The sequence below is a fragment of the Vibrio sp. RM-41-2B genome, from assembly GCF_024744415.1.
Taxonomy (GTDB): domain Bacteria; phylum Pseudomonadota; class Gammaproteobacteria; order Enterobacterales; family Vibrionaceae; genus Vibrio; species Vibrio diabolicus.
The window spans coordinates 76058-90511 of record NZ_JAMQWD010000010.1 but is presented as its reverse complement, the minus strand read 5'-3'; the positions used below and the strand labels follow the sequence as shown (position 1 = coordinate 90511).

At 43.6% G+C, this 14454-nt stretch carries 12 protein-coding genes; 6 read left to right on the top strand and 6 right to left on the bottom strand.

Annotated features, from left to right (window positions below; translation table 11 throughout):
• The first annotated feature begins 50 nt into the window (after window positions 1–50).
• A complete protein-coding gene (gene malZ / locus NB463_RS08695) occupies window positions 51–1877 on the top strand; it encodes a maltodextrin glucosidase (RefSeq protein WP_258432439.1) in 1827 nt (608 codons plus the stop codon).
• 71 nt (window positions 1878–1948) lie between these two features.
• On the opposite strand, the gene NB463_RS08690 is transcribed toward malZ, so the two are convergent.
• Window positions 1949–2089, bottom strand: coding sequence for a hypothetical protein (locus tag NB463_RS08690; RefSeq protein WP_258432452.1), 141 nt, complete (start codon window positions 2087–2089; stop codon window positions 1949–1951).
• Between NB463_RS08690 and NB463_RS08685 the strand changes: the two genes are divergently transcribed.
• Window positions 2052–3527: a sensor domain-containing diguanylate cyclase gene (locus NB463_RS08685; protein WP_258432438.1), complete on the top strand. Its 1476-nt coding sequence runs from the start codon at window positions 2052–2054 to the stop codon at window positions 3525–3527. The genes NB463_RS08690 and NB463_RS08685 overlap by 38 nt on opposite strands.
• A gap of 35 nt (window positions 3528–3562) precedes the next feature.
• Here NB463_RS08685 and dusC read toward each other — a convergent pair whose 3' ends face one another.
• Window positions 3563–4522 (bottom strand): tRNA dihydrouridine(16) synthase DusC, encoded by a 960-nt coding sequence (dusC, locus tag NB463_RS08680; RefSeq protein ID WP_006742820.1) that lies wholly within the window; start codon window positions 4520–4522, stop codon window positions 3563–3565.
• Window positions 4523–4692: 170 nt separating this feature from the next.
• Between dusC and NB463_RS08675 the strand changes: the two genes are divergently transcribed.
• On the top strand, window positions 4693–5310 hold the full coding sequence (locus tag NB463_RS08675; RefSeq protein ID WP_005396626.1) for a YecA family protein: 618 nt from the start codon (window positions 4693–4695) through the stop codon (window positions 5308–5310).
• Window positions 5311–5401: 91 nt separating this feature from the next.
• On the opposite strand, the gene dsbB is transcribed toward NB463_RS08675, so the two are convergent.
• Window positions 5402–5938, bottom strand: a complete 537-nt coding sequence (dsbB, locus tag NB463_RS08670) for a disulfide bond formation protein DsbB (RefSeq protein WP_005396949.1) — start codon at window positions 5936–5938, stop codon at window positions 5402–5404.
• 83 nt (window positions 5939–6021) lie between these two features.
• Window positions 6022–7608, bottom strand: a complete 1587-nt coding sequence (gene nhaB / locus NB463_RS08665; RefSeq protein WP_005396952.1) for a Na(+)/H(+) antiporter NhaB — start codon at window positions 7606–7608, stop codon at window positions 6022–6024.
• Window positions 7609–8247: 639 nt separating this feature from the next.
• On the opposite strand from nhaB, the gene fadR reads away from it, so the two are divergent.
• Window positions 8248–9087, top strand: coding sequence for a fatty acid metabolism transcriptional regulator FadR (fadR, locus tag NB463_RS08660; RefSeq protein WP_145532869.1), 840 nt, complete (start codon window positions 8248–8250; stop codon window positions 9085–9087).
• A gap of 119 nt (window positions 9088–9206) precedes the next feature.
• Here fadR and NB463_RS08655 read toward each other — a convergent pair whose 3' ends face one another.
• Window positions 9207–10016, bottom strand: a complete 810-nt coding sequence (locus NB463_RS08655; RefSeq protein ID WP_145532871.1) for a hypothetical protein — start codon at window positions 10014–10016, stop codon at window positions 9207–9209.
• Between the two features lie 211 nt (window positions 10017–10227).
• On the bottom strand, window positions 10228–12303 hold the full coding sequence (gene metG / locus NB463_RS08650) for a methionine--tRNA ligase (RefSeq protein WP_046874415.1): 2076 nt from the start codon (window positions 12301–12303) through the stop codon (window positions 10228–10230).
• A 162-nt stretch (window positions 12304–12465) separates the two neighbouring features.
• Here metG and apbC point away from each other — a divergent pair, with 162 nt between their 5' ends.
• Entirely contained in the window at window positions 12466–13542 is a 1077-nt protein-coding gene (gene apbC / locus NB463_RS08645) for an iron-sulfur cluster carrier protein ApbC (RefSeq protein ID WP_046874416.1), read from the top strand.
• A 180-nt stretch (window positions 13543–13722) separates the two neighbouring features.
• Window positions 13723–14364, top strand: a complete 642-nt coding sequence (udk, locus tag NB463_RS08640; protein WP_005396962.1) for a uridine kinase — start codon at window positions 13723–13725, stop codon at window positions 14362–14364.
• The last annotated feature ends 90 nt before the right edge of the window (window positions 14365–14454 follow it).

Here is a 14454-nt window from a genome sequence, read left to right as displayed (position 1 = left end):
CTCATTCTTCAATAACATAGTGGCATATCCGATGACGAGGAGTGCCCATAATGAACCTGCCATTTATTTTTCATAGTCAAACTATTGATGGTTTAGCTTTTAATCAAGAGCAAGTAACAGTCAGACTGAAAACCGAGACATTGGATTTTGATTCCGTATATGTGCGTCTTGAGCCGGACAATGAAGAATGTCTGGTCGACATGACTCAAATTGGAACTGCTGGGGAATTGTTACTATGGGAAGCATCGTTCCGACCAAATCGAGATCGAGATGTCACACATTATGTGTTTAAGCTCCTCAAAGACGGACAACAATACTGGCTCGATGCACGAGGCGTACAAAAGCGTATTCCACCCAAAGAGTTCCACTTTAAGTTGAATGTAAACCATCAACCACCAAGCTGGGTCCAAGAGCAAGTGTTCTATCAAATCTTTCCTGACCGTTTTTCTGCTAGTAAAAGTGAGTCTGATATTCGCCACGCTTATGCTCAGTATGATTCAGAAGCGATCATTAAATCGTGGGGAGAAGCGGTGGGATCTCACAAAAATACAGGAGCAAGAGAGTTTTTTGGCGGCGATCTCAAAGGTGTAGAGCAGAGGTTGGATTACCTTGAGCAGCTCGGCGTAACAGCGCTTTACTTCAATCCAATTTTTTCTTCACCAAGTAACCACAAATACGACACCACTGATTACTTCACTGTTGATCCTATGTTTGGCACCAATGATCAGTTTGCTGAACTGTGTGAGAAAATCCGTGGTAAGAATATGAAGATTGTCTTAGACGCGGTGTTTAACCACACGTCAGTGCATCATCCTTGGTTTGATATCCAACAAAAAGGAGAAGGGGCGTATGGCAATCCGCAGTCAAAGTTCCGCGATTACTACTTTTTTGAAGGCGAAACCAATCACTATATTGGTTGGAAGGGCATTGGTAACTTACCGGTTCTGAACTTCGAAAATGAACAAGTGCGTGACTATATCTATCAAAGCGAAGCATCTGTCATTAAGCACTGGCTTAAGCCACCATACTCAGTCGATGGTTGGCGATTTGATGTTATTCATATGCTTGGCGAAGGAGAGGGAGCGAAAAACAATGCTCATTATGTTGAAGCGTTTCGCCATGCGACGAAGTCAGTCAATCCGAATGCCTATGTGCTAGGTGAGCACTTTTTTGAAGCAACACAGTGGCTGCAAGGTGACCAAGAAGATGGGGCGATGAACTACTACGGTTTTGCTCATCCAGTTCGAGCTTTTATCGCGCAGCAAGATATTATGTATGAACCAATCAACATTGATGGTTTGGAGTTTAAAGCATGGTTGGACGAAGCCAGAGCAAAAATTCCATTTTCGAATCAGCTATCGCAGCTAAATCAACTCGATAGTCATGATACTGCTCGTTTTATCACACTGGTTGATGGTGATAAGCGTAAAATGAACATCGCACTTGCTCTGCTCATGACATACGTCGGTACACCTTGTATTTACTATGGGAGTGAAGTCGGACTAGAGGGAGGGCTGGACCCGGATAATCGTCGCTGTTTCCCTTGGAATGAAATCGAAAACTCAGCATGGCTGTCGATTTACAAGCAATGGATTTCGATACGTAAACAGTACAAGTCTTTACAGTCTGGTAGTATTCAATGGCTGCATTGCGATACCAACGTGCTGGCTTATGCGCGCGTACTTGGAAGTGAAGTGATCGTTGTTGTGATGAATCTAAGTGGCGATGAGGGTTCAATTGACTTGCCTCTGTGGCAACTTGGTTTGGAGGCAACCCATCTTTCGTCACTGCTGGATGGACGCGAACTTATTGATTATAAGGGTCATCTTTCTGTCAATATGCCTGCGCAGAGCTTCAAATTGTGGCAACTAAAGTGACACTACGTTCTATATTGATTAAACTTCTTTAATATATAAACAGTCTCCTACAACACGTACACATTTGTTGGTTATCTGATTTTCTGGCGATGCGCGTTATGCATTGCCAGTTGGTAAGACAGCGTAATCGCGTTATTTGATAGAGACGATATACCTTCACATACATGGTACTCAATGGTTAACCCAAGGCGATTTAGTCTCTCATTTGTCATCTTTTTTCCCCTCGCATTATTTGTAGTGGTTTTGCTTGTTACGACAAAAAACTACTACGATGCGGTCAATCGCTATATTGATTCTGAGTATGCACGTATTGATCGTGCCATGTCCCGTGGTATTAAAGTCCTCACCGCCTTAGATTATAGTTTTACTAACTATACGAATTACGCTAACCCATTGTCTGAAGAGCACAATTCTTTAGTCAAAAAGGGGCTTTGTTATATTTGGCCGATAGACGTCTTGTTGCTAGAGAGTGTCTACAGTGAGGGGTTACCTGCGGTTGATCTTGATTACATGATTGTGGGCGATGAAAGCTTATGTCAGCAAGGTTCAACGATTAACCAATTAGCTGAACAAAAGGCGGGTTTTGCGCCGTCATTGTCTTTTCTGCACGATATTGAATCCCATATCGTTGGTATTCACTACATCGATAAACGTGGTTACGTCATTTCGTCTCCTGACACGTACGCGAAAAACTTCACTAGAGAGCTTTGGTCAACGCTAAAAGCGCGCCCATTTTGGCAAAAAACCGCACAAGATAAAGTGAACATCACCTTGGCCGGACCTGGGCCGATGTTGGATTCGATGGAAGGTCAAATCATTAGTATGACGGTGCCTGTTTACGAAAAAGGGAGGCATCAAGGTGTGCTGTCCATTGATTTTGATGTCAATGCGTTGATGGCTTCGTCGCTAGGTCTTGTTGGTAAGTTTCATTTGGTTTCCAATTTACAATCCATTCCTTCAAACAGTACACGTATCAAACCAGTCGAGTTAGAGCGATTGAGTGCGAATCACAGTATGTATTACGAGTACAACCTTTGGGATGAAGCTAAGAACCTAGCGGTTTTCGAAAAATACAGCCTTATTGTTGCGATCTCTATTTACGTTTTGAGCACAGTCGTATTGTTCTATGTGAATATGCATAGTGAGCGACGTTATTTTAAAGATCTCGCCGCCAGAGATCCGATGACGAGCTTGTTGAACCGTCGAGGAATGCAAACCGTGTGGCGCAATAAGATGACGAAAAAACAGGTTGCATTAGCAGTGTTCGATATTGATAACTTCAAGAAGATCAATGATACCTATGGTCATGATGTAGGCGACTCTGCGATTCAGCTAGTTGCAAAATGTATACGTGAAAATATTCGCCACACCGATGTCGCCTCAAGATTTGGTGGCGAAGAGTTCGTGTTGGCGATTTACGACGAAGACTCGGAAGGCATTAAGCTGATTCTAGAGCGGGTAAAAAAAGCCATAGACGAACGCTCGACACGCGTGACTAAAGAAGGTTTTACGATCTCTGGCGGTGTGGTGTTCAGTAAAGAGAACCGAGTGGAAAGCTTTGATGAGTTATTTAAAGCGGCAGATGAAAAGTTATATCAAGCCAAGAGTACAGGCAAAAATAAGATTTGCTACGAAGATTTAAGCGCTTAAAGGGCGAGCAGTTCGCCCTTTGCAATGCTCAGGTTTTATGCAACCTGAGAATTTAACTCATCACGATAACGTTGAATATGCTCAACAATCGGCGCGGCTTTGTTAAACGTTCGAATTTCTCTGAATAGATCTTTTGCTTCAGGATAGGCCTGACGTAAGTAAGAGAACCATTGTTTTACGCGGTTTGGATAGTACAAGCCTTTGTCGCCTTTCATCTCAAACTTGGAGTAGTAGATCAGTAGCTCAACCACCTCGGGCCATGACATTGGCTGGTGGTTGTGTTTTACCATGTTGCCCAAGTTAGGGATATTGAAAGCGCCGCGGCACACCATCAAAGAGTCAACGCCAGTCGTTTCAATGCAACGTTGACCATCTTCATAATTCCAAATTTCGCCATTCGCAATAAGCGGAATATCAAAACGTTCGCGAATTTGGTTGATGTAATCCCATTTTATCTCAGACGCTTTGTAACCACCCTGCTTAGTCCGAGCGTGAACGGTGAGTTCATTTGCACCAGCAGATTGAATGGCATCAACAATTTCAAAGCAATCTTCAGGGTTTTCCCAGCCAAGACGAATTTTTGCGGTCACAGGAATAGCCTCTGGAACGGCTTCTCGACATGCCTTAACCACACGGTGAATTAGCTCAGGGTGCTGAAGTAGAGCAGCACCGCCCTTACTTTTATTGACCATTTTGGCTGGGCAACCAAAATTTATATCGATGCCTCTAGCGCCAAGGCTTGCCGCTTTAATTGCGTTCTCAGCCATCCAGTTTGGTTCTTGTCCTAACAATTGCACATGTACTGGCACACCTGATGCGGTTTGAGAACCTTGCAACAGCTCCGGGCATAAACGGTGAAATACATGATCGGGCAATAACTGGTCGATGACTCGAACAAATTCCGTAACACATAGGTCATAGTCGTTTATCTCGGTCAGGATTTGGCGCATCAAATGGTCTAAAACGCCTTCCATTGGGCCTAGTACAACTCGCATAGTTTGCCTAATACAGTTTGGTGATAAAAAGGAGGGCGATTGTAGCGATGTAAGCTAAGTTTGTCATTAAAAGACTCAAAGCACTCAATACAGTCAAACTCGCAACTCCCGGTTACGTGCTTTTATGCTCTGAGGTATAATGCCGCCAAATTTATGGGAAACCAGATGTCATGCAATACACATTGATTGAGAAAGGCGAAATTCACATCGATGAATCTTGCCTATTTATCGAAGGCGCAGTGCTCGCTGCTAATTTGACGACAAAACCACTCGCTCCTGAAAAGTGGTTAGAGCCGCTATTAGGTGAAGGATTCAAAGCGATTCAACCGGCAGTAGAAGAGCAAATTCACAAGCAGCACAACCGAATTCAACGAAACGAATATTCCGTGCTAGAGCTAACAGGCAAAGAACCTGAACAACTTGCTGATTTTGCCGAAGGCTTTATGTCTGTTTGGCCAATGATTGAAGAACAATGGCAAGACGTTGAGCTCAATGATGGATTGCAGCGTATGCTACAAGCATTACTGACCACTTTGATGCTGGCTATCGATGAGTCGGCAACGCAGCAACAGATGCGCGACGCCGGTATTGAAACGCCTCCAGCTCTTGCAGATTTGGTCGACCAGCTTGATTTGATGGTCGGTGAAGTGGCGTTAGGTGCGGATGAATTGATGGTAGGCAATAAGGCTCAAAGCCTAAACCCATTCAAAGGTATCGGGCGCAATGATCCTTGTCCTTGTGAGAGCGGCAAAAAGTTCAAGCAGTGTTGTGGTCAATCACGTGGTTGAGTTAACGTGGTTAAATTAAATAGCCGCGATGTATACTCAGTAAAAAGCCGACCATCTGGTCGGCTTTTTTCGTTATCATTTCTCTGAAGGATTAACGAATCGGATTAGTGCGTCTTGCTGGGAAGAATTGTGCGATCACAATTAATGCTAAAGCGATTAAATTGCCCGCGAAAATAACTACTAACCATTGTGGCATTGATAAATCGAGGAATTGCCAAACAATCTTCGAGCAATCGCCGTATGCCTCGAACATCCAAGGAACCCACTGATTAAGCGGAGCCCAACTAGGGAATGTTACGAATAAATCACAAGTCGCGAATGGTGATGGGTTAAACTGATAATCAACGTGCTGCTGAGCAAGCAACAGTCCTTTGTAAGAGCTTAATCCCCAGCCAATCAAACCTAGCCAACGGAAAACTGGGTTATTTGGTGCCATAAGACCAACGATTGCAGCGACACCCACTCCCATCATCGCGACTCGTTCGTAGATACACATGACACATGGTGCAAGCATCATGACGTGCTGAAAATAGAGGGCACATGCTTCAAAGAAAACGACGAATAGCAGAAGCAGCAGCCACGATAAGCGTCCCTTCGAAAACTGGTTAAGTGAATTTAAAATAGTCACGTTTTTGTTCCTGTCTGAAATAGAAAAAGCTCTGAATACTCAGAGCTTTTTAACGTGGATAAGTTTCCTAATCAACTCAAATTTTAGTGACCGCCGGAGACTACGGGAGTCAGATCACCACTATGAGGTAAAATCCAGCCTGCATCGTAGAAAGAAGCAGTTGCAGGCTCTAGGAAGAACATAATGCCCATTAGCCCGACAATCGCAAGAACGATGGTGTAAGGCAGCGCCATGATAACCATTCGACCGTAAGACAGACGAATTAATGGAGCGAGAGCCGAGGTGAGTAGGAATAGGAATGCCGCTTGACCGTTTGGCGTAGCAACAGATGGTAGGTTAGTACCAGTGTTGATAGCAACTGCCAGTAAGTCGAACTGCTCGCGAGTAATGAGACCTTCAATGAGTGCTGTTTTTACTTCATTGATGTAAACCGTACCGACGAATACGTTATCCGACACCATTGATAGTAAGCCATTCGCGACATAGAACAGAGCTAACTGAGTGCCTTTATCTTCAACGGCAAGCACCGCGTCGATAACTGGTTTAAACAACTCTTGGTCGATGATTACCGCAACGATCGAGAAAAATACCGCAAGTAGTGCAGTGAAAGGCAGAGCCTCTTCAAACGCTTTACCCATGGAATGCTCTTCAATGACGCCAGTGAAAGCCGTCGCTAAGATGATCACTGAAAGACCAATTAAGCCTACTGCCGCCAAGTGTAAGGCTAATGCTACGATCAACCAAACAGCAATAAGCCCTTGAACCCATAGCTTTGCAACGTCTTGATTGGTACGCGTTTTGCGCTCTTCATTGTCAAAGTCAACGAGGATTTGACGAACGTTGTTAGGAAGTTTTGCACCGTAGCCAAACACTTTAAGCTTTTCGACTAGAGCACAAGTGATGAGACCGCAGAAAAATACGGGTAGCGTCACTGGAGACATACGGATTAGGAATTCACCAAATAACCAACCCGCCTGGTCTGCAATAATTAAGTTTTGAGGTTCACCTACCATAGTGGTTACGCCACCTAGCGCAGTACCTACACCAGCGTGCATCAACAATGAGCGTAAAAAGGCGCGGTAATTTTCTAAGTCATCACGCGTTAGCTCAGTGATCGTGTCATCTTGTGTGTGGTCATGGTCACCAATCGGGTTACCTGACGCCACTTTGTGGTAGATAGAGTAGAAACCGATCGCAACACTGATAACAACGGCGATAACCGTCAAAGCATCCAAAAACGCAGATAAAAATGCAGCGGCAAAGCAAAACGCAAGTGATAGAAGGGTTTTGGAGCGAATACCAAGTAAAATTTTGGTAAAAATGAACAGCAATAAATGCTTCATGAAGTAGATGCCAGCAACCATAAATACCAGCAGCAGTAATACCTCAATATTTGCCACCAACTCGTGCTTAACTTGCGCAGGGCTAGTCATGCCGATAGCGATGGCTTCAATAGCAAGTAAACCACCAGGTTGTAATGGGTAGCATTTCAATGCCATTGCAAGCGTGAAAATAAATTCAGCAACCAGCAACCACCCAGCAACAAATGGGTTTATTAGGAAGAATACAATCGGGTTAATTATTAAGAAGGCTATAATGGCAACTTTGTACCAATCAGGCGCTTTACCAAGAAAGTTCTTGATAAAAGCGTTTCCGAGCGATATCGGCATGATAATTCTCTTTATAACAAAATTATGAATAGACACTACAATAGTGCTTAAGTATCTGTTTGTGAGACTTATTAACTAGTCTTTTAAAACAATAACTTAGTAAAACAACAATCCTTTGTTTATTGCAGTCTTGCCAAGTTACTTCCCCTGAACTCAAGCACCGCTCACTTTCGACCGCAAACTCTACACTCAGGCATTTATTAGTCAATAACAAAACGTGATGCTACCGACTAAAATGACTTTTTAAATGTAATAACGCGATCAAAACGGCGTTACTATATCATGAAAGGCTCAAAAAAATCCTCTTGGATTTTAAATGACGGTCAGTGACGAGAAAAGGCAAATTAAGAAAGAATATTAACTGTGATATACAAAGTAATTTTTCATATTTTGAATATAAAATTGTGACGCAGTAGTCTTTATTTCTCCGCGATTTGTGAGCTGTTTAATTAAACGAAAATTCAGATTTTACCGCTTTCACTCGCACGTCAGACCATCCTAAATTGACACAACATATAGAGTATTAACTCTATATTGTAGAATCGTTTCAATTATTGATCGTAAATTTTCTCAAACCGTTAAGTAGTGGTATGATGAGTAGTATCGACCCTCAGAAATCAATATTGGATAAAAAGTAGAATGGTCATAAAGGCGAAAAGCCCTGCGGGATTCGCAGAAAAATATATTATCGAGAGCATTTGGAACGGCCGTTTTCCTCCTGGCTCTATTTTACCTGCTGAACGCGAGCTGTCTGAGCTAATTGGTGTTACTCGAACGACTTTACGAGAGGTTCTTCAACGACTAGCCCGTGATGGTTGGTTAACAATCCAACACGGTAAACCAACGAAGGTAAACCAATTTATGGAGACCTCTGGTCTGCATATTTTGGATACGTTGATGACGTTGGACGTAGATAACGCAACAAACATTGTAGAAGATTTGCTTGCAGCACGTACCAACATCAGCCCTATCTTTATGCGTTATGCATTTAAAGCAAATAAAGAGAATTCTGAGCGCACGATCAAGAATGTAATTGAATCTTGTGAAGCTTTAATGAATGCTGCTTCTTGGGACGATTTCATCGCTTCTTCACCTTATGCTGAGAAAGTCTTACAGAACGTGAAAGAAGACAACGAGAAAGATGAAGTGAAGCGTCAAGAAATCTTGATTGCTAAAACGTTCAACTTTTACGACTACATGTTGTTCCAACGCCTAGCATTCCATTCAGGGAATCAGATTTACGGTTTGATTTTTAATGGCTTGAAGAAGCTCTATGATCGCGTTGGTAGCTATTACTTCTCAAACCCAGCTTCTCGTGAGCTAGCGCTGAAGTTTTACCATCAGTTGCTAGAAACTTGTGAAAGTGGTCAGCGTGAACAACTGCCAGTTGTGATTCGTCACTATGGTATGGAAAGCGCGCTAATCTGGAACGAGATGAAAAAGCAATTACCAACGAACTTCACAGAAGATGATAGCTAAGCGCTGAGAAGTTAGATGAATGAAAAACCGCAGAACCTAAGGTCTGCGGTTTTTTTGTTTTTACCTATAGATACCAGTTACGTTCCTGTTGTGACAATTGGCACGGCACTGTATAGAGCTTATCTTGCTACAGAGAGTTTGGGCAACGGTAGATACAATGCTTCAACGATGTCTGAAAGGATGTGGTCGTAAGTATTGAAGATGGTCAACGATAAGTCTGATGTGACTCCATAAAGCTCTGCTTCTGTTAAATCGACATGACTGCCTGTCACATAGTTATTTAATGTCTGTATTGAGCGTGTGGAAGCAGGAGAAACGATACTAAGCGGAGCGATAACTGCTAATTGATTTAGCTTACGTGTCATAACCGATGCGTAATTTTTGAAACGCTCACTCCCCCCTTGCTCTCCCAAGTCTTGAATGCTAATTCTCAATTGAGTCAGGGTTTCTAAGCTATCCATGATGTTTTGCCAGTTCATGTGGTACTCATTATGTAGATCATCTCGTTGTTCTACCGCTAACCAAGCAATCGTGACTTCATCCATCAAGAACAAGCAATGACGAATTAACTTACCATGCTCCATCTGGTTCCTTGCAACACTGTGATCGTTCCATTGTTCAAGCAGTTTTCCTACTTTGATCTGCAGCACGCGATACATGGGTTTATTTTCAAAGCGTGAGGTTTCGACCAAAAGATGCAGTTTGTTAGTCAGAGCATCATGAAGAGCGTCCAATTTTTGTTGATCGTTTTGTTGGAACTGAAGCGAGTAGTGAGTAGCAGCTCGGTGGTGTCTCAGAAGGTGAACAACATCTCGCAACAATGTTAACAGCTGATATTTGCGCGCATGTTGCTGCTCTCGTTTAGAAGATAAGTGATATATTCCGGCTAAAATAGCGATAGATAATAATGTGGAAATCAAAACAAACATAACCAACTCCTTGTTAGTGTTTGGACCTAGCAAGGAAGATTGCAGTTTTGATGCCACTAATTAACTTCCATTAAAACAGTAAGTTAGGCTTGTGATGGGAAAGGTGCTGTACAAGTTTGGTGCGCAAACTCCCCAAAAGTGTGAATTCAGTCAAAAAAAAGTCCCCGCTGAACTGGCGAGGACTTTTTAAATTTGATCGTAAAGCTACAACTTACATTACGCGCATGCCAGGTTGAGCGCCTTCGTGTGGCTCAAGGATCCACAGGTCGCTACCACCAGGGCCTGCCGCTAGGATCATACCTTCAGACATACCAAACTTCATCTTACGAGGTTTTAGGTTTGCTACCATTACCGTTAGCTTGCCTTCTAGCTCTTCAGGTTTGTACGCTGACTTGATACCAGAGAACACTTGACGAGTTTCACCACCGATGTCCAGTTGGAACTTAAGCAGTTTGTTTGCTTTTGGCACTTCTTCACAAGAGATGATACGAGCGATACGCATATCTACTGCTGCAAAAGCGTCGAACTCAATCTCTTCAGCGATTGGCTCTTTGTCTAGCTCAGTTTGGCTAGCCTTGTTCTTTTCCGCTTCTGCTTTCTCTTTCGCCGCCATTTCTGCCGCCGCATCTTCTTTAGATGCTTCGATCATCGCTTCAACATTCTTCGGATCGATACGGTTGAACAGTGCTTTGAACTTAGTGATCTCGTGGCCTGTTAGTGGCGCAGCGATGTTTTCCCAAGTCAGCTCTTGGTTTAGAAACGCTTCAGTACGTGCAGCAAGTGCAGGCATCACTGGTTTCAGGTAAGTCATCAGTACACGGAACAGGTTGATACCGACAGAACAGATGTCTTGTAGCTCCTGATCTTTGCCTTCTTCTTTTGCTACAACCCACGGTGCTTTTTCATCAACGTATTGGTTAGCTTTGTCTGCCAGTGCAGTGATTTCACGGATTGCACGACCAAATTCACGTGTTTCGTAAAGCTCAGCGATACGGTCAGCCGCAGCAACAAATTCGTTGTAAAGCTCAGGCTCTGCAAAGTTGTCAGACAGTTTTCCTTCAAAACGTTTTGCGATGAAACCTGCGTTACGAGATGCCAGGTTAACGATCTTGTTAACAACGTCAGCGTTTACGCGCTGAGTGAAGTCTTCAAGGTTAAGATCTAGATCGTCGATACGGCTGTTTAGCTTCGCCGCGTAGTAGTAACGTAGACACTCAGGGTCTAGGTGCTCTAGGTAAGTGCTTGCTTTTACGAAAGTACCTTTAGACTTCGACATTTTCGCGCCGTTTACGGTTACGTAACCGTGTACGAATACGTTGTTAGGCTTGCGGAAGCCAGAACCTTCTAGCATTGCTGGCCAAAATAGGCTGTGGAAGTAAACGATGTCTTTACCGATGAAGTGGTACAGTTCTGCTGAGCTGTCTTTCTTCCAGTACTCGTCGAAATCTAGGTCGTCGCGCTTGTCACATAGGTTTTTGAAAGAACCCATGTAGCCGATAGGTGCGTCTAGCCATACGTAGAAGAATTTGTTCTTCTCACCTGGGATCTCGAAGCCGAAGTATGGCGCGTCACGTGAGATATCCCATTGTTGTAGACCTGATTCAAACCACTCTTGCATTTTGTTCGCGGTTTCAGCTTGTAGCGAGCCAGAGCGAGTCCACTCTTTTAGCATGCTTTCAAACTGAGGCAGGTCGAAGAAGAAGTGCTCAGAATCTTTCATTACTGGCGTCGCACCAGAAACCGCAGATTTAGGATTGATCAGTTCTGTTGGGCTGTAAGTCTCACCACAGTTGTCACAGTTGTCACCGTACTGGTCTTCTGACTTACATTTTGGACACGTACCTTTTACGAAACGGTCCGGTAGGAACATCTCTTTTTCTGGGTCGAACAACTGAGAAATTGTGCGGCTAGAAATGAAACCGTTTTTCTTCAGCTCAAGATAAATGTGTGACGCTAGCTCACGGTTCTCATCTGAGTGTGTGCTGTGGTAGTTATCAAAGCTGATATCAAAGCCAGCAAAGTCTTTCTGGTGCTCTTCGCTAACTGCGGCAATCATTTCTTCAGGAGTAATACCCATCTGTTGCGCTTTAAGCATGATTGGCGTGCCGTGAGCATCGTCAGCACAGATGAAGTTTACAGTGTTGCCGCGTAGGCGTTGGTAACGAACCCAAATGTCCGCTTGGATATGCTCAAGCATATGACCAAGGTGGATCGAACCGTTAGCGTACGGAAGGGCACAAGTTACCAGCATTTTCCTTGACGGAAAGTTTCTTGGATCGTTTGCCATACTTAATATTCGCTTTTCTTGATAGGTATAAATAAATTTTGATGGATAATACTACCCCATGAACTCACTAACTCCAAGGTGTCAAACTGCGGAATGCCTTAGTTTTTTTGGGGTTCTGGTTGAGGCAGGACGGTGTTAGCATGACATCTAAAAGGAGGACTTATGCATCAGTTCACTTCAAAACAAGATTTTTGTCACTGGTTTAACCAATTCCAGCATCCACAGTTGGTGGAAAATTGGGCAGATATTCATGGCGCAATTTCGATTACGGCACAAGGTTCTGTTGAGATAACGTTACCATTCGCAAGTAATGAGCTTCAAACCATATTGCATGACTGGATTAAACAGCAACAAACCGCAGATAAAGTGCCTGAATTCCCATTCAATATTCGCCTTGGAGTTAAAGCATTAGAAACTCAAGTGGCCAATCCGGTTAAAGGTGTTAAGAACATCATTGCCGTTAGTTCTGCGAAAGGTGGGGTCGGTAAATCAACGACTGCGGTTAACTTAGCGTTGGCGATTGCTCAATCTGGGGCGAAAGTGGGATTGTTGGATGCGGATATCTATGGCCCGTCTGTACCTATGATGTTGGGGCAAGAAGATGCAAAACCAGAAGTTCGTGATGGCAAGTGGATGGAGCCCATTTTCGCTCACGGCATCTATACTCACTCTATCGGCTATTTAGTGGACAAATCAGAAGCGGCAATATGGCGCGGTCCAATGGCTTCAAAAGCGTTGTCGCAGTTATTAACGGAAACAGACTGGCCCGATTTAGATTATTTGGTGATTGATATGCCGCCAGGTACGGGTGATATACAGTTGACGTTGTCACAACAGATTCCGGTGACAGGTAGTGTGTTAGTCACGACACCGCAAGACTTGGCGCTTGCCGATGCAAGAAAGGGAGCGGCAATGTTTAACAAAGTCCATGTCCCGGTTATCGGTGTTGTGGAAAACATGAGTTATCACATTTGTAGTCAATGTGGCGCGAAAGAGCATATTTTTGGCATGGGTGGTGCAGAAAAAATGTCGCAAGAGTTTGGCTTAGCACTGCTAGGACAAATTCCGCTTCATATCTCTATGCGAGAAGATATTGACGCTGGCGTGCCAACAGTAGCAAGGCGCCCAGAAAGTGAGCATGCAGGGTATTACAAGCAGCTTGCCGATCGCGTATGTAGCACGATGTTTTGGCAAGGCAAAGCAAAACCAGATGCGATTAGCTTTACAATGGTGAACTAAGTTTACTATGCCTATTGGTTGATAATTGCACATTTTAACGTTTGCTCGGAGGTTAATCCTCTGAGCAGGCAGAAACTTATGACTAAACCCTAATTCCAGCTAGTAACTATGGGGTGAACTCCCTATAATCAGGCAGTTTATCTTTTTATGTGACTAGAAATCATCATCGGGTGCAAACTAATGTCTGATAATAATCAATGCGTCATCGTAGGTATTGCTGGCGCTTCTGCTTCTGGAAAAAGTCTGATCGCGAGCACTATTTATAATGAGCTTCGCGCGAAAGTAGGCGATCATCAAATCGGTGTCATCACGGAAGATTGCTACTACAACGACCAAAGCCACCTAAGCATGGAAGAGCGAGTAAAGACGAACTACGATCACCCGAGTGCGTTGGACCACGACCTACTGTGTGAGCACCTTGAAAAATTGGTACGTGGTGAAGCAGTAGAAGTACCTGAGTACAGCTACACTGAACACACAAGAACAAGTAACACGACCACAATGACGCCTAAAAAGGTGATCATTCTAGAAGGTATCCTTCTTCTTACTGACCCTCGTCTTCGTGATTTGATGCACGCGACAGTATTTATGGATACACCGTTAGATATTTGCTTGCTTCGTCGTGTTAAGCGTGACGTGGAAGAACGAGGCCGAACTATGGAATCTGTTCTCAAGCAGTATCAACAAACAGTACGTCCGATGTTCATGCAGTTTATCGAACCTTCTAAGCAATATGCGGACATTATTGTTCCTCGCGGTGGTAAAAACCGTATCGCAATCGATGTATTAAAAGCTCACATTGCAAGACTTTTGAAAGCTTAAGCCTTTAGACGGCTATATCGCTTTATTTTTAAGAGAAGAAGTGGCACCTTAAGTGCCACTTCTTTTTTTGTTTTTAAATTAGTCAGTTGC